Below are 17,243 nucleotides of genomic sequence, written 5' to 3' on the forward strand. Positions count from 1 at the left end.
GATATGATGACATATCCAAAAGATACGAGGCATTGCACTCAAACCATTGAACCGCCAAGTACCGGACGGTATGCTTGGTGGTGTGAGAGGTCGGTAGATAAATTAATTATCTACCTCCTACTCGATTTTCTTTCCCTTTTTTGGAGGAGATAAATATGAAAAATAATAAAACAATTAATTATAATATAAATGAAAATACTGAGATAAGAGGAGAAAAAACAAATACCCCAAACAATTTTCTAAAACGAGAATGGTTTGAAATCTGGAAGGGAAATCCACCTGGACTTCCCCTTCTCATCTTGGGTTTTAGTATTTCACTAGTTATGATAGTTCCGATTATTTATGTTATCTTGCAATCTATTTCAGCCGGAACAAGTAGCTGGATGCGCCTACTTGATGACAGGATACCGCAATTATTATGGAGTACTATTTCTCTTACTGTTGCTGTAACAGTCTGTGCTATACTAATTGGAGTATCTTTAGCCTGGATAGTTGTTCGGACAGATATACCAGGAAGAAAAATGTGGCAGTGGTTGTTAGCTCTTCCGTTAGTTATACCACCTTATGTAGGAGCAGTTACCTTTATTATTGTGTTCGGTCCTAGTGGTTGGTTACAGGATTTTTGGTCAAATTCATCGCTAGTAACCAATTTAGTTGGTAATTATCCCTTTGATATTTATTCTTTTTGGGGTGTATTTTTAGTACTCATCTTGTTCACTTACCCATATGTATTTTTAATTACAAGTGCTTCACTTTGTAAAATGAATCGTAGCTTCGAAGAAGTGGCTCGTGCTCAAGGTATGGGTACTTTTGAGATTTTTAGGAAAGTAAATTTACCAATGTTAAGACCCGCTATTGGTGCAGGTGGTATTTTGGTTTCACTTTATGTACTTTCTGACTTTGGGGCTATAGCTATGCTTAGATATGTTACTTTTACTGCTGCTATATACTTTCAAAGAGCTGGGTTTGATACGGCTTCAGCTTCAGTATTAAGTTTAGTGCTTATATTAATAACTGTAATTATACTCTGGTTTGAATCTCGTACTAGAAGAAAAAATAAATTTTATCAAACTTCTAACAGTTTTAAAAAACCTAGTATTTTAGAATTAGGCAAGTGGAAACTTGTAGCTTTTCTGTATGTAAGCTTAATTCTTCTATTTTCTGTTGTGATACCTGTTACTGTCTTAATTTATTGGTCAAATATTGGTATCCAAATGGGAGCTTTAGATTCAGATTTCTTTGGTTATGCTTTTAATAGTTTGTTAGTTTCTAGTATTGCAGCTATAATTTGTATGTTATTTACTATGCCGATAATATATTTGAAGTCTAGATATCCTTCAAAAATTTCTAGTATTATTGATAAATTTAGTTATGCCGGGTATGCACTACCAGGAGTAATAGTAGCTTTGGGTTTTGTCTTTATATTTAATAACCACCTTCCATGGATTTATGGAACTTTTTATATGATAGCTTTAGCTTTAGTTGTACGGTTTTTACCTCAGGCGTTACAGGCTGGAGAAGCATCTTTGGGTTTGATATCACCTAAAATTGATGAGGCTGCACGTAGTTTAGGATATCCGCCATGGAAGGTTATGTTTAAAGTTATCCTTCCGAATATGTTACCAGGAATTCTATCTGGTGGTGCTTTGGTTTTTGTTAGTTCAATTAAAGAACTGCCTGCAAGCCTTATGTTAAGACCAGCAGGATTTGACACTTTAGCAGTAAGAGTTTACTACGAAGCTCACGAAGGAATTTATCACTTAGCAGCACCAGGGGCGTTAATAATTATTTTGGTTTCAATTATACCTTTAAAGTATATGTTAACTAAATATTAGGAGGTGAGGAGTATGAATACAATAGAGTTAAATGGAGTTAGTAAGACATATATTGGATCTAGAGATCCGGCTGTGAATGATATTAATCTTACTGTTGAAAAAGGATCTATAATAACATTACTTGGACCTAGTGGTTGTGGAAAATCAACCACTCTTAGATTAATCGCAGGATTTGAGCGACCTGAAACAGGAAGGATAGCTTTAGAAGAAAAAATCGTAAGTGATAATAAAACATGGGTTCCTCCGGAAAAACGGGGAGTAGGAATGGTCTTTCAAGATTATGCTCTTTTTCCTCACCTCAATGTTTTTGATAATATAGGCTTTGGCTATAAAGGAAAAGACCGAAAAAATAGAGTTATGGAAGTTCTAGATTTAGTTGGTTTGAAAGGATATGAAAAACGTTATCCACATGAATTGTCAGGTGGACAGCAACAAAGGGTAGCTCTAGCGAGGGCACTTGCACCTAAGCCAGTTGTGGTATTATTAGATGAACCCTTTAGTAATTTAGATGCTGATATGCGTACTAATATGCGTATTGAAGTTAAACGAATTATTAAAGAGGCAGGAGCAACTGCAGTTCTTGTTTCTCACGATCAGAAAGATGCACTAGCTATTTCAGATAGGATAGTAGTTATGAATGAAGGTATAGTTCAACAGTGCGGAACACCAAAAGAAATTTATCAATACCCGGAAAATAAGTTTGTCGCTAACTTTGTTGGTCAATCAAATATTTTAGAAGGTAAAATGGGAAAAGATGAACAGTCTGTAATAACTGATATAGGAGTAATACCATGTAATCACACTCATGGCTTTAAAGAAGGAGAAGAAGTATATATATCCATTAGGCCTGATAGTTTAGAGATGGATAATACAGGTAAGATTGCAGGAATTATAAAAGAAACTATTTTTACAGGTGAATCTATTGATGCTATAGTTGAGGTAGAATTAAATGATGGATCTAAAAAGGATTTGTTAACTCATATTCACCCAGAAGAAGAAGTTAAAGAGGGCGATAAGGTTAGATTCAAAGTACTTCCTCATTTTGTTGCAGTTATTAGACATGATTAATAATTTAAATTTTAAAGGATGGCTAAAAAGTCATCCTTTTTATTATTGATAATTCCACAAGTAAAAAGTCAGTTGTGAACAGTATGTGAATAAAAATTGTGAATAATGTGGATAACCCTGTGGAAAACCCTGTGTTTTTTGTGGATTAACATGGGGAAAATTAAATTACTTGTTAATAATTAAAAAATTTAATAATTCTTTAAATTAAATTGTGGATAAAAAAAGACCCCATGTTATAGGTGGGGTCTTTCAAGTTATGAATTATGAAGTAAACTTTTAACAAATTGATCAAATAATGGATGTGGATTTTCAGGTCGAGAATTAAATTCGGGATGAAATTGAGTAGCTACAAACCAAGGATGATCTTTTAGTTCTATTATTTCAACAAGACGTCCGTCAGGGGAAGTACCGGCAAAAATAAGCCCATTTTTTTCTAATTCTTCTGCATAATAATTATTAAATTCATAACGATGTCTGTGGCGTTCATAGATTACTTCATCTTTGTAAGCTTCTCTGGTTTTACTATTTTCTTTTAATTTACAAGGATAAACTCCTAAACGCATAGTTCCACCAAGGTCTTTTACCTCTTTTTGATCAGGTAAAAGATCAATTACTGGGTGATCAGTATTCTCAAAGAACTCAGAACTATGAGCATCCTTAAAGTTACCTACATGGCGAGCAAAATCTATAACTGCACAGTGCATACCAAGACAAATGCCTAAAAAAGGTATCCTATGCTCTCTAGCAAATTTTGAAGCGATTATCTTACCTTCTATTCCGCGGTCCCCAAAACCTCCTGGTACCAAAATACCATCTAAGTTCTCAAGCTGCTTAATTCCATTATCTTTTTCTAATTCTTCTGCTTGAATCCATTTAACTTTTACTTCGGTGTCATGCTTAAAGCCAGCATGATCTAGGGCCTCTGTAACACTTATATATGCATCATGAAGTGATACATACTTACCAACTAAACCTATTGTTACAGTGTTTTTTAAGTTTTTAATATTTTCTACTAAAGTTTTCCAGCCATTAAGTTCGGCTGGCTCTGTTTGAAGATTTAACCGACTGTTAATCAATTCATCTACACCTTGTTCATTTAAACAAAGTGGAACTTCATAAATGCTTTCTACATCTTGATTTTCAATAACAGCTTCTACATCGATATCACAGAATAAAGCTAGTTTTTCTTTAATTTCTTGAGATAAGTGGTGATGTGTACGACAGATAATCATATTAGGTTGAATTCCTAGGCTTCTTAATTCTTTAACACTATGTTGAGTAGGCTTTGTTTTTAATTCACCTGACTTATCTAGATAAGGTATTAAAGTTACGTGAATATACATTACTGAATCTCTACCAATATCGCTTCTCATTTGACGAATAGCTTCTAAGAACGGTAAACTTTCAATATCACCAACTGTTCCTCCAATTTCTGTGATAACTACATCAGCATTATTTTCTTTACTAGCACGGTATAAACGTTCCTTAATTTCATCGGTTATATGAGGAATAACCTGAACAGTTTTACCTAGGTACTCACCTTTTCTTTCTTTATTAAGTACCGACCAGTAAATTTTACCTGTAGTAATGTTGTTAATCTTACTGAGCTTTTCATTAATAAATCTTTCGTAGTGTCCTAAGTCTAAATCGGTTTCTGCCCCATCTTCTGTTACGAAAACTTCACCATGTTGATAAGGGCTCATTGTTCCAGGGTCAATGTTAATATACGGATCAAACTTTTGTATAGTAACATTTAAGCCTCGATTTTTTAACAATCTCCCGATAGAGGCTGCAGAAATCCCTTTGCCTAATGAGGACACTACTCCGCCTGTAATAAAAATGTATTTGGTCATTTCCGGCACCCTCCTGCATGTTATACTCCATGCCTTCTATTATCTAATAACAGCCGGTGTTTTGCAATATGTTTTTAGTAATAAAATTAAACTAAATTACCTACGTTTAGTTCTTTCCAATTCTTTAGGTTCTAAACGAACTTGTTTTCCTTTTGCTAACTTTGTTATTCTAATTAAATTTTCTTTTTTAGGATGATTAAAATGGTTGATATTTTTTTAGTCTATTTACTAAGTTGTTACTAATTCTAATGACTTTTACATGGTCTATTTTGTGTAATTTATCTCAAATATACTATAAACGTTTCAACAAAAATTAATACCCGTCACCTCTTTAAGTCAACACATCCCAACTTGGGTGTATTTTTAATGTATTCAACTACATTAAAAACTTAATCGTTAGTAGTTGGACAATCTAGTTGTTTTGATCCATTAAACTAATATATTTAGGATTGATTGCCACTCTCAAAGACATCCATAAAATTCCAAGACGACTTCTTGGAATTTGTGCTACCACACACATATGAATACTATTAGGATTTGAAACCATAATTTTTCATTTTGTATTGAAGGGTTTGACGCGGGATTTGTAATAATTGAGCTGCCCAGCTAATATTACCACCAGAACTATTAAGCGCTTTTTCTATTAACTGTTTTTCTACACTTTGAATAGCGTCTCTTAAAGGTTGTATTTTAAGGTCATCCTCTAAATTCTCGGTTGTATGTGCTCCAAGCTCTTGTAAGTGTGGAGGTAAATCTTTAAGTTGAACTGTTTTATCAGTAGCTAATGTGACAGCCCCTTCAATGACATATTCAAGTTCTCTAACATTTCCAGGCCAATTATGTTTTTTAAATAATTCTAAAACAGAAGTATCAAAATTTTTGGCTGGTGAATTAAGTTTTTTCTTGTATTTATCCAAAAAATAGCGTGCTAGAATAGGAATATCTTCTTTTCTTTCAGCAAGTGAAGGAATTTTCAAAGAAATTGCATTTAAACGATAATATAAATCTTTTCTTAATAAGTTATCTCTTAAAGCATCTGGTGGATGTTGATCCATTGCTGCAAAGACCTTGACATTAACAGGTCGAATTTCTGTATCACCTATTCTTCTAACCCCACCTTCTTCTAAAGCTTGTAAAAGTTTTGTTTGAGTTTCATAGGAAAGTGAAGTGATTTCATCTAAAAATAGTGTTCCACCATCAGCTAATTCGAATAACCCTGGTTTATTTTCTGCACTTAGAGCAGTTCCCGAAACAGTACCAAAAAGAACATTATCTAATAAATTTCCTGGTAAAGCTGCACAGTTTTGAGATAAGAAGGGGCCATCTTTTCGTATTGCTTCGTTATGCATAGCCTGGACTAATAATTCTTTGCCTGTGCCACTATCTCCATAAACTAATATAGGTGAATCTGTATGACTGACTCTTTTAGCAAGTTTGACTAATTGCTCCATTTTTTCGCTTTCATAAATTATGTTGCTGAAAGTGTGTTGGGTTCCTGGATTAGTTTCTACCTGATGCCTGGTATTTCTTTCATACGTTTGTTCTGATGATTGTATTTTGTAAAGTTCTTGTTGTAAAAGATTAACTTTTTCAGATAATTCTTTAACATGTGTAATATCTTTCGAAATTTCTAATGCTCCTACTACTTTGTCATTTTCAAATAATGGCAAAGTTGAATTAATAGTTGTTATTTTTTCTCCTTTAAAATTAGTAAAAGTTTGATGTTGATTAAGAATTGGTTCATGTGATTTTAAAACTTTTAGAAGTGTACTAGTGTCTTCAGTTAAGTTAGGGAATACATCAAATAAGTGTCTGTGTAACACCTCTTCAGGTAATAAATTATCGAGACGAGAGGCAGCTTGATTATAAAAAACTGTGTATCCTTTTTGATCTATAATATGGATACCCTCATCAACTGTACTTAAAACAGCTTGCATACTTTCAAATAGATCTATATTTCTTAATGATGACTCAGAAATATCCTTTTTAAAATCGTTATCCATCACATTCCCTCCTTCCGAGGTATATATTTCTTGCCAACTATTCGGCAGTTTTTTCAAATAAAAAAGACACCTTCTTATTTATTGTCTTAAAGGATATCATTTTAGGTTATTAATATCAAATTAATTAAAAAGGTGTTATAGAGAATTAAAGTGATCGTTTTTGTACCATACTAAATGTAGCTACATTTTTTAATGAATATTAACTAGTAGAAGTGGTTATAAAAGAGTGTTAGAGATATTATAAAAAAGTGAGGTAATAAAATTGAGCCGTTCAAGAAGGCCCTTGCCACCCAAAAGAAAAAGAAGAGAATCGTTGATTAGAAGAATTTTTTCACCTAGACGCTGGTTTCGTGTGTTCTTTTTGACGGCTGTGATATTATTTTTCGCAGTAATAGTATTGGTCCCCTTTGTTGTAGGAGCTTTAGAGGATACACCTCCTCCAGGATTTAATAGTGCTAGTATATTATTAGATAGAGAAGGTGAAGAATTTCACTATTTCTATGATGACTACCGATTATATACTCCATTAGAAGAAATGCCAGAAGAATTGATAAAAGGAATGATCGCCATTGAGGACCGTAGGTTTAGAGAGCATAATGGAATTGATATACGAGGAATTGGTAGAGCTGCAATTAGAAATCTTCGGGCAAGAGATATATTAGAAGGTGGTAGTACTATTACCCAGCAAGTAGCCAAGAACTACTATTTAGATCATTCCCGAACTATTGATAGAAAGATTCGTGAAATGTTTCTAACTCTTCACCTAGAAAGGACATTAAGCAAAAAAGAAATAATGGAACAATATTTAAATGGAATATATTTTGGTCATGGAGTTTATGGTATAGAGACTGCTAGTAGATATTATTTTAATAAAAATGTTAATGATTTAGAAATAGAAGAAATTGCTCTTTTGATTGGTTTACCACGAGGTCCTAATCTTTATTCACCACTTAGAAATCCAGATAATGCTTATGATAGAAGAAATGCAGTATTAAGCGAAATGGCTAGTGAAGAGGTGATAACAGAAGAAAAAGCTCAAATTGCTCAAGATGCAGAAATTGATATAGAAAAAACTCAAGGCCCTTTAAGAGAAGCTCCGTATTTTGCAGAAGAAGTCAGAAAAAGATTAAGACAAAAACTTCCACAAGAATATCATGAACAGATAAATCAAGGCGGTTTAAGAGTTTATACGAGTTTAGATCAAAATATGCAAATAAATGCACAAACAATTCTTGATGAAGAGTTAGTTGTTACAAGAGGTGAGGGAGAAGATGAAATTCGTCAACCCCAGGGTGCTATTGTAGCATTAGATCCTAACACGGGTTATATTAGTACCTTAGTTGGGGGCAGAGACTATCATGAGACCCAACTTAATCGTGCAAATCCTGGTGTCCCAAGAAGACATGCTGGTTCAGTTTTTAAAGCTTATACATATATGGCAGCTTTAAGTGAAAGAGAGATAAGTGCTGCATCTGTTGTGACGTGTGAACAGACAGAATTCCCTCCAGAGCCTGGTCGTGACGAACCTTATATACCGTCAGATTATGGGGGTACGTATCATAATGAAGATCTCACTATCCGTAGAGCTATAAGAGAATCTTGTAATGTGACTGCTATTAAAGTACATGACATGATAGGTAGAACACCTAGTGTAAAGATGGCTGAAGAGCTGGGGATAGAAAGATCTGTTTCTCCTTGGGTCGCATTTCCAATGGGACAAATTGGTGTTAGGCCGTTAGAGGTTACTTCCTCCTATGCTCCTTTTGCTAATGGAGGGATTTCTGTTGAGCCAAGTATGATAAAACGTGTTGAAGACTCATCAGGAAGAGTCATTTATGATGAAGATCCTGAAAAGTCAGTTGTCTTATCGGAACAAGAAGCTTATCTAATGACTGATTTATTAAGAGACGTTTTAGGTCAAAATGGAACAGCTTCAAATATACAAGTAAACTTTGATGCTGCAGGAAAAACAGGTACTTCTCAAGGACATAAAGACGCAGTCTTTGTAGGCTATACTCCAGACTTAGTTGTAAGCGTTTTTATAACTGATGATGAAAATCAGGAAGCTTTACCAGGAACAGGTGGTTCACTAGCAGCACCTTTATGGGAGAGTTTTATGAATTCGATCCAAGGAGAACTAGATTTAGGTGAATTTACAAGACCTGATGGTCTAATAATAGAAGAAATTTGTGAAGAGTCCGGACAACTTGTAACTCCTAGTTGTCCAAATGAAACTGTAATAGAAGAAAACTTTTTACCTAATACAGTACCAGAAAAAACGTGTGAAGTTCATGAAGAATATGAGTATCCCGATGACGACGATGAAGATGACGACTTTGATTGGCCATGGTGGCCGTTTAATTAAGCTTTATGAAAAAGTTTACTAAAAAAGGGACTAGAATAGAAAGAATTGCTCCAATAAAAAAACAATTGGAATAAAATGTTTCTCAGCTCCTTTAAAAATAATTGTATCGTTATATCCATAGTTGTCGCACCGCCTAGTGCAAGTGATGCGATTCCACCTAGATGCTTGGCTACAAAAGGTATACATATAATGGCAATCACTTCTCGGAAAACATTTATTAAAAAGGCCATAGCGCCTAAAAGTGGACTTTGAAGCTCAGATAATTATCACTTCAGATAAACTATTATAACGAAACCCTGACGCTATGTCTGCAGCCTTCTAAAGACGTGAGCGCAATACTACTTAATTCATTGAAGAGCTGTATTAGAGTAACCTAAGTAAAGACCAACACATAGAATTCAAGAATTAGGTTGTAAATTGGATTGTTAAGAGACTAAACATAAAACCGAGGAGTAAAGAATTGACACTCCCACACGCATGAATGCGTGGGATTTTCGGGTAGCTATGCGTCCTCAATTCATTTCTGCTTTAGACAGCTCCCAAGCAAAGGGTATGCCAGTACCATTCCCATACCAGTGCATATAGCAGTATAGGCTGATCGACTTTTGCTTACGCTAATCCATCTATCACAGGTGCATGGATGGACTCGTATATTTTGGATCTACATATTCTACTGCTATACCTCTTAGTTTTGCTTTGTACTCAATAAGTTACACATACTTGGGCGATCCATTTATTTGATTTTTTTGTGATGCGAAGTGTCCCTAATAATAGATTCTGTTGGTACTCTGTTAAAATAGCTTTTACTGCAATCCGTTTTGATTTACCATTGATACACTGAAAATTCAACCGTGTTTTCTTTTATCATATAGTTTTGGTTGTTCCATATGCAGACGGGCTTTTTTAAGACTGGTACTCTTTTTATCTTCTTAGATCTGCGGTAGACACTTTTGCTTCACGAATAGATTGATTTTTTACTGCACTTGGCATAGATGCTTGAACATCTTTTGACGACGCTTTAATGCTTTTTCTTCTTGTACCATTTTAGATACCAAAGTATTGATAGATAGTTAATATATTCTTTTGAAATATTGGTCAGATGTTTTTCTTGTTTTTTAGTTGGCACTAGTTTTATTTTTACTGCTTCTTTATTAGGTCACCCCCTTGTTTTTTGTTCTTCAACATACTTTTTGATTGTGTTACTTGTTATTCTTGTTTCAAATGATTTAATTGTATATGTTTTTTTTATGCTACCTGTATTTTATTAAAAAAATAGGCTTTCATCTCACGATTAAAAGCGTGGCTGAAAGCCCTAATACTGTAATAATTAAAGAACAACGGTAGATACAATGTAAAAATGCTACCAATAACGAATATTATTTCGATATTTGTGAGCTCGGTTATAACTTTATCGGTATTATACTAGAGCCATTACTGTTAATAACAGTATCATACTTATGCTAAATAATTTTTATATAAGAAGTTTTATAACAAGATGAGAGTATTTGCGAGACAATAAAAGCAATATTATTGACTACATTATAGCTCCCCCTCTATGAGTTACAATTAATTGTAACCATAGAGGGGGAGCTATTTTACTCTTGCGCTATAGAACTCGTAACAACCCATTAAAACAAGAAATGTCCCATAAATATTTGTAAGTAAATCTGATGAAAAATGCATAGCTATAATTGCACCACCAATTGCACCTACTATGCTCCCTAAAGCTAAAGGTACAATGAGTTTAGTCTGAATATTACCTTGTTTATAATGTGTGATTATAGCTATGATTGACATTGGTAAAAACGATATAAGAGTGACTCCTTGTGCCATATGTTGCTGCACTTCCATGAAAATTACAAGAAATGGTATTAAGATGGCCCCGCCACCTAAAGCTAAACCGGTTATTACCCCTGTAATTAGTCCAATTAAATATATCATGATAGAATCAACCTAACTCCTGTAATAATGATAAATGTAGCGAATATCATTTTGAGAAGGGTAGGGTTTATAAATGACATTAATCTAGCACCTAAAAAACTACCCAGGGCTCCACTTACTATAACTTTCATAGCTAAACCAATATCTACCTGTTGATTAGCTCCATATATAACTGCACTAGCTATAGCTGTAGGAAATATCACAGATATAGTGGTCCCATGAGCAATATGTTGCTTGAGATCTCTAAAATAAGTTAAAGCAGGTATTAAAAATGTGCCACCACCTACTCCAAGAAGGCCATTTATTAAACCAGTTATCCACCCAATTATAGAAAGATATATTTTATTTAGAGTGTTTCGATGCATACAACCACCTCAGACACATTATTCCCTAAATTAAGTTAAATAATCCAAAGTGCATGTTGTAACTTTTGCAAAAAAGTGCTAATATGAAATTGAGACTAAAAAAGGAGGGAGTCAACTATGGCTTATACTATTACAGAAGAATGTATCAAGTGTGGTGCATGTGAAGCTGAATGCCCAACTGAGGCAATTTCAGAAGGTGAAGAAGCATATGTAATTGATGCTGACGCATGCGTTGATTGTGGAGCTTGTGCGGATGTTTGTCCTGTAGATGCCTGTGTTCCTGCTGAATAAGGATGTATTAAATAGGACTTAACAGTAAAACATATTGTTAATTATTAGTACGGGGTAGGAGCTTTGCCTTCACCCCGTTCCTATATTAACAGGGATTTTAATTACGGAGGAATCTTTATGAACCTTAAGAAGCCGGCAATAGTCTTAGGTGTGAATTATTATATAGGGCTTAGTGTAATAAGATCTTTAGGATTAGAAGGGATACATGTCACTGCAATGGACAACGATGAATCAGCATATGGGATGTATTCAAAATACGTATCAGAAAAAGTTATAATTCCAGATATAAAAGAAAATGAAAATGGACTATTAGAATTTTTGATTTCATATGCTAAAAAATTAGATGAAAAGCCGGTACTTATTCCTGCGGCAGATTCCTACGCAATTTTTATCTCTAATAATACTGATCAACTAGAAGAGTACTTTTTATTTCCACCGATGCCCAGAGGGCTAGTTGCAGATTTAGTAAATAAAAGAAAGCTTTATGAATTTGCACAAAAGTATGGTATGCCAATACCTAAAACCTTTTTCCCAGAAACTGAAGAAGATTTAAAGAACTTAAAATCAGATATAACTTATCCTTGTATCGTCAAACCCGAGCTAAGTCATGAATTTGTAAAGAAATTTAGAAAAAAATTATTTATAGCAAACAATACATCTCAATTAATAGAAGCAGTTAGGGTAGCTATAGATGCTAATTTATCAGTCATGGTTCAAGAGATAATTTCAGGATCTGATGATCATATGTATACTTATAATGCTTATTTTGATAAAAATAGTAATCCAGTTAAAGTTTTTACAAACAGAAAAAAACGGCAGTTTCCTATTCACTTCGGAGCATCTGTTTTTACAGAAAGCACCTTTGAACCAAATATAATTCACTTAGGAGAAGAATTTTTGAAAAAGCTAGGCTATCACGGTATAGTAGAGATAGAGTTTAAAAAAGATCCACGAACCGGTAAATTTTATATGATAGAAATCAATCCTCGACTCACTAATTTTAATAATGTAATACTCAAAAGTGGTATCAACTTGCCAGCAACACTATATTATGAATTGATTGGAGAACAACTAACAAAACAGATCAATAGAGAAGAAGGTCTGAAGTTTGTCTATTTATACGAGGATATCAGAGCTTCATTAGACTATATATCCAATAATGAATTGACACTATTTAAATGGATTTCCTCTTATATTGGTCCCTTAAGCCACGCAATTTATCACCCAAAAGACATCAACCCACTTCTTGTATTTATCAGAGGTTTATTTAAAAAATTATTGAGGAAGTTGGTTCGTAGGTTTAAATCCGAGTGAGAGGGAGCCTATTTTTGGGGGAAACCCAGCGAGAGTAGTTTTTTCCGATAAAAAATTATCTGAAGATATTATGTGTAAAATTGCGAGAGAAGTAAACGCACCTGAAACTGCTTTTGTTTTTCTAACTTATATTTCAGTTTTTTTACTCCTAAAGAAGAAGTACCCTACTGTGGTCATGCAACTTTGACTGCTTTTTATGCAATGGAGATGTTGGGTGTATAACACCTTCTAGTACCAGAACAACGTATCGACAAAAGACTTATAACTGTGAATATTTTATTAAGGTTTATAATAAATACCCTAAAAACCCTTTAATATGTACATATAATGAAGAGGTAAAATTAAGGTCAGAAGTTTCTAATAAAGCAATAGATGAACTATTAAAATTTGATGAAGGGGAAGATGAATCTTTTGAAACAGAATATTTTATCGTTTAATGAGTTACCGTTACAAATTGCGTGGTTATTTTCACGACAAATGGATATCACAGGCTTGCATTTATTTACTTTGTGATAATAGTCATGAAGCTGATTTATATGTAAGAAACTTTGATCCTTTGGTGGGATTAATGAAGAGGCTGCTACTTGAACAGCTGATTCAGGATCAGCTTTATCTAGCATGCCATAATTTAGTCACATTTGGTACTAAGCTGACTATAGAACAAGGTACCAAACTTCAAAGACCCTCAAGATTATTTTTTACCCCCTATGAAAACAATAAAATAGCTGTAGAAGGCTCTGCAGTGACGGTGTTTTATGGACGGTTGAATAAAAATTGTCATATTTGAGAACTATAAAACGTAGTAATATTTTTGAACGGAGTTATAATTTTTATAAATTAGTCGAAGGTATTCAAAAATAGAGTAAAACGTTAGAATTTTATAAATTTATTGTACCAATTAGCAGGAATTTTTATGGAAATGTAGAACAAAAGCAAACAAGAGTGGTGTAAATATTTAACAAAATTCAAAAAATTTAAATTATGAAACCAATATCAATTACAACTTTGTTAATCTAGACAATCCCATAAGGATGGGGGGCTATATATGAATAACCGGATTTTAGTTGTTGATGATCAAGCCGGTATCCGAATGCTTATTAAAGAAGTGTTAGAAGAAGAAGGGTATCCAGTTGAAGTAGCTTCAACTGGAGAGGTTTTTTTAGATAAGGTGAAATCTCATAACTTTGATCTTTTTATAGTAGATTTAAAAATACCTGATTATGAAGGGTATCAACTATTTAAAGAATTACAAACATATGTATCACTTTCTAAAGTGATCGTAATTAGTGGATTAGGGTGCCCTGATACCAAAAAAGAGATTAAATCGATGGGAATTGCATCCTATATAGAAAAACCCTTCGATCTTCAAGAACTGATTAAAAAAGTGGAAAAAAGTCTTGATCAAATAACTGCTTAAATATAATATTATTTATAGAAAAAGTACCGCTTCCCTAAAAAGGGGGCGTCGTAGCTTTATATTTGGCGTTTTCATAATAATAACAATTATTAATATCAGGAGGGACTGAATTATGCCATTAGTTACAGGAAAAGAACTTGTTAGTATGGCTGATAAAGGTGGTTATGCCATAGGCGCTTTTAACGTAAATAATTTAGAAATAATTAAGGCTATCTTGGAAGCAGCAGAAGAGGAGAATTCCCCAGCGATATTGCAAGCAAGTCAAGGTGCGATTAAATATGCTGGGATTGATTTTATTTCAGCTATGGTTAAAGCCGCTGCTGATCAGACTAGTGTTCCTTTGGCACTGCATTTAGATCATGGTACAAGTTTCGATCAGAACATGGAATGTATTAGAAAAGGGTTTACATCAGTAATGTTTGATGGTTCAAAATATTCGTTAGAAGAAAACATAAAGAGAACTAGAGAAGTGGTAAGAGTAGGACAGGCGACAAATGTCTCTGTAGAAGGTGAATTGGGTAAAATTGCCGGTACAGAAGATGATATTAGCGTAGATGAAAAAGATGCATATATGACAAAACCAGAAGAAGCAAAAAAATTTGTTGATGAAACAGAAGTGGATTATTTAGCAGTTGCTATTGGAACTGCGCACGGACCTTATAAGGGTGAACCAAAACTAGATTTTGATAGACTAGCAAATATCAAAAAAACAACAGATATACCTTTGGTATTACATGGAGCATCGGGTGTTTCTGAAGATTCAATTCGAAAGGCGATTGAATTAGGTATATGTAAAGTTAATATAGATACAAATTTACGCCAAGCATTTACTTCGGGGCTTAAAAATGTAATATCAGAAAAACCTGAAGAATATGATCCAAGAAAATTATTAGGGCCTGCCAAAGATAATATGAAAGAAGTTATTAAAGAAAAAATGCGTTTATTTGGATCTTCGGGTAAAGCCTAATTTATTAAGGAGTGTAGTATATGAAAATCTTTTTAGATACAGCTAATATCGATGAGATAAAGTCAGCTGTCTCCTTAGGAGTTGTTGATGGTGTAACGACAAATCCGTCATTAGTAGCTAAAGAAGGTATATCTTTAATTAAAAGAATTTCTGAGATAGCTGAAATATGTGATGGGCCTATTAGTGCTGAAGTAATTGCTACTGAACATAAAGAGATGGTAAGAGAAGCTATAGAGTTAAGAAAGATTGCCTCTAATGTAGTTGTAAAAATTCCTATGACTGACGAAGGATTAAAAGCAACTAAAATTTTATCAGAGAAAAAAATACCGACAAATGTAACTTTAATATTTTCTTTAAATCAGGCAGTTTTAGCCGCAAAAGCTGGTGCTACTTATGTAAGCCCATTTGTTGGAAGAATAGATGATATTGGTGGAGATGGGATGCAACTAGTTGATGAGATTGTTTCTACTTTTTTACAGTATAATCTAGAAACACAAGTTATAGCGGCTAGTATTAGACATACCAGACATGTAAGTGAAGCTTTACGGATAGGTTGTGATATTGCAACTGTTCCTCAACAAGTGGTTTATCAGATGACACAACATCCACTAACAGATAAAGGGATTGAAAAGTTTTTAAAAGACTGGGAAAATAACAACTAAAGAGAAGTTATGAGGAGGAAAAAAGATGGAGAGAGAATTAGCCCTAGAATTAGTTAGAGTGACAGAAGCAGCAGCATTATCCGCAGGAAGGCTTATGGGGCGAGGTGACAAAGAAGGTGCTGATCAAGCTGCAGTAGATGCAATGCGTCATATGTTTGATACAGTACAAGTTGATGGTCGAGTAGTAATAGGAGAAGGTGAAAAAGATGAAGCACCAATGCTTTATATTGGTGAACAAGTAGGAAGAAGAGACGGTGTTCCAGTTGATATAGCTGTTGATCCTGTAGAAGGAACAAACTTAGTAGCAAAGGGACGCCCCAACGCACTATCAGTTATTGCTGTGGCTCCAAGGGATGGATTGTTACATGCTCCCGATATGTATATGGATAAAATTGCAGTAGGTAAAGAAGCAAAAGGGTGTGTTGACTTAGATGCATCTATAGAAGAAAATCTGAAATCAATAGCTAAAGCTAAAAATAAAAATATTTCTGATCTTGTGGCTATAGTAATAGAAAGGCCTCGTCATGAAAAGATTATACAACAGATACAAGGGGCCGGGGCTAGAATAAAGCTTATAAGTGATGGTGATGTAGCCGCAGCTATTGCTACAGCTATAGAAGATACAGGGGTAGATGTTTTATTTGGTATAGGAGGAGCACCAGAAGGTGTTATAGCAGCTACTGCTCTTGAATGTTTAGGAGGAGAGATGCAAGCACGACTTAAGCCAAAAAACCAAGCAGAGGTTGATAGGATAAAAGACATGGGGTTAGATGATGTTGAAAAGAAACTTTATATGAAAGATCTAATTAACGGTGATGACGCTATGTTTGCTGTAACCGGAATTACTAGTGGAGATTTCCTTGAAGGTGTAAGATATAAAGCTGGTGGGAGAGCTAAAACCCATAGTCTTGTTATGCGCGCTAAAACAGGTACGGTTCGTTTTGTGGATGCATATCATCAACTTGATAAAAAACCGGAATTTTATCAGGATGACCCCACCTGTTAGTAGTTTTTGCCTTACTATCAGCCCTGACCTCATTAAGTCAGGGCTGATCTTTTAAAGCTACTTTCTGCCTTCCCTTATTAAATCCAAAATGTGAAGTGAAAAGTCCCTATATAAGTGTGTAAATATATACATTATACTGTTTATAGTTTGTTCGTT

Annotated in this window: 16 protein-coding genes and 1 pseudogene; 11 read left to right on the plus strand and 6 right to left on the minus strand. The window is 34.1% G+C overall.

The window, feature by feature from the left end; genetic code table 11:
- Positions 1-155: 155 nt before the first annotated feature.
- On the plus strand, positions 156-1,835 hold the full coding sequence (locus CDO51_RS02030; RefSeq protein WP_089022631.1) for an ABC transporter permease: 1,680 nt from the start codon (positions 156-158) through the stop codon (positions 1,833-1,835).
- Positions 1,836-1,847: 12 nt separating this feature from the next.
- Complete coding sequence (locus CDO51_RS02035; protein ID WP_089022632.1) at positions 1,848-2,903, plus strand: ABC transporter ATP-binding protein; 1,056 nt, start codon at positions 1,848-1,850, stop codon at positions 2,901-2,903.
- A gap of 254 nt (positions 2,904-3,157) precedes the next feature.
- Here CDO51_RS02035 and CDO51_RS02040 read toward each other — a convergent pair whose 3' ends face one another.
- A complete protein-coding gene (locus CDO51_RS02040) occupies positions 3,158-4,756 on the minus strand; it encodes a CTP synthase (RefSeq protein WP_089022633.1) in 1,599 nt (532 codons plus the stop codon).
- Positions 4,757-5,286: 530 nt separating this feature from the next.
- Positions 5,287-6,759, minus strand: a complete 1,473-nt coding sequence (locus CDO51_RS02045; protein ID WP_089022634.1) for a sigma-54 interaction domain-containing protein — start codon at positions 6,757-6,759, stop codon at positions 5,287-5,289.
- A gap of 283 nt (positions 6,760-7,042) precedes the next feature.
- Between CDO51_RS02045 and CDO51_RS02050 the strand changes: the two genes are divergently transcribed.
- Positions 7,043-9,124 (plus strand): transglycosylase domain-containing protein, encoded by a 2,082-nt coding sequence (locus tag CDO51_RS02050; protein ID WP_205842073.1) that lies wholly within the window; start codon positions 7,043-7,045, stop codon positions 9,122-9,124.
- Here CDO51_RS02050 and CDO51_RS15275 read toward each other — a convergent pair.
- The 4 genes and pseudogenes from CDO51_RS15275 to CDO51_RS02065 all read right to left on the minus strand — a co-directional run.
- Positions 9,121-9,375: pseudogene (locus CDO51_RS15275) on the minus strand (LysO family transporter); the annotation flags it as partial. The gene CDO51_RS02050 and the pseudogene CDO51_RS15275 overlap by 4 nt on opposite strands.
- Before the next feature lie 375 nt (positions 9,376-9,750).
- Positions 9,751-9,831 (minus strand): zinc ribbon domain-containing protein, encoded by an 81-nt coding sequence (locus tag CDO51_RS15280; RefSeq protein ID WP_143824663.1) that lies wholly within the window; start codon positions 9,829-9,831, stop codon positions 9,751-9,753.
- An 883-nt stretch (positions 9,832-10,714) separates the two neighbouring features.
- On the minus strand, positions 10,715-11,065 hold the full coding sequence (locus tag CDO51_RS02060; protein ID WP_089022637.1) for a sulfite exporter TauE/SafE family protein: 351 nt from the start codon (positions 11,063-11,065) through the stop codon (positions 10,715-10,717).
- A complete protein-coding gene (locus CDO51_RS02065; RefSeq protein ID WP_089022638.1) occupies positions 11,062-11,430 on the minus strand; it encodes a sulfite exporter TauE/SafE family protein in 369 nt (122 codons plus the stop codon). The genes CDO51_RS02060 and CDO51_RS02065 overlap by 4 nt, the downstream gene beginning before the upstream one ends.
- Before the next feature lie 117 nt (positions 11,431-11,547).
- On the opposite strand from CDO51_RS02065, the gene CDO51_RS02070 reads away from it, so the two are divergent.
- From CDO51_RS02070 to glpX, 8 genes are all read left to right on the plus strand, one after another.
- The gene (locus CDO51_RS02070; RefSeq protein ID WP_089022639.1) at positions 11,548-11,721 is read left to right on the plus strand and encodes a 4Fe-4S binding protein; all 174 of its coding nucleotides are present in this window, start codon (positions 11,548-11,550) and stop codon (positions 11,719-11,721) included.
- Positions 11,722-11,838: 117 nt separating this feature from the next.
- A complete protein-coding gene (locus CDO51_RS02075; protein WP_089022640.1) occupies positions 11,839-13,035 on the plus strand; it encodes a carboxylate--amine ligase in 1,197 nt (398 codons plus the stop codon).
- A 10-nt stretch (positions 13,036-13,045) separates the two neighbouring features.
- Entirely contained in the window at positions 13,046-13,222 is a 177-nt protein-coding gene (locus CDO51_RS15285; protein ID WP_089022641.1) for a PhzF family phenazine biosynthesis protein, read from the plus strand.
- Positions 13,223-13,471: 249 nt separating this feature from the next.
- Positions 13,472-13,822, plus strand: coding sequence for a hypothetical protein (locus tag CDO51_RS13690; protein ID WP_158212275.1), 351 nt, complete (start codon positions 13,472-13,474; stop codon positions 13,820-13,822).
- A gap of 258 nt (positions 13,823-14,080) precedes the next feature.
- Positions 14,081-14,452 (plus strand): response regulator, encoded by a 372-nt coding sequence (locus CDO51_RS02090; RefSeq protein ID WP_089022643.1) that lies wholly within the window; start codon positions 14,081-14,083, stop codon positions 14,450-14,452.
- A gap of 112 nt (positions 14,453-14,564) precedes the next feature.
- Entirely contained in the window at positions 14,565-15,419 is an 855-nt protein-coding gene (locus tag CDO51_RS02095) for a class II fructose-1,6-bisphosphate aldolase (protein ID WP_089022644.1), read from the plus strand.
- 20 nt (positions 15,420-15,439) lie between these two features.
- Positions 15,440-16,081 (plus strand): fructose-6-phosphate aldolase, encoded by a 642-nt coding sequence (gene fsa / locus CDO51_RS02100; protein ID WP_089022645.1) that lies wholly within the window; start codon positions 15,440-15,442, stop codon positions 16,079-16,081.
- Between the two features lie 25 nt (positions 16,082-16,106).
- Positions 16,107-17,087 (plus strand): class II fructose-bisphosphatase, encoded by a 981-nt coding sequence (gene glpX / locus CDO51_RS02105; protein ID WP_089022646.1) that lies wholly within the window; start codon positions 16,107-16,109, stop codon positions 17,085-17,087.
- The last annotated feature ends 156 nt before the right edge of the window (positions 17,088-17,243 follow it).

Origin of the sequence: Natranaerobius trueperi (assembly GCF_002216005.1) — a bacterium.
Classification (GTDB): domain Bacteria; phylum Bacillota; class Natranaerobiia; order Natranaerobiales; family Natranaerobiaceae; genus Natranaerobius_A; species Natranaerobius_A trueperi.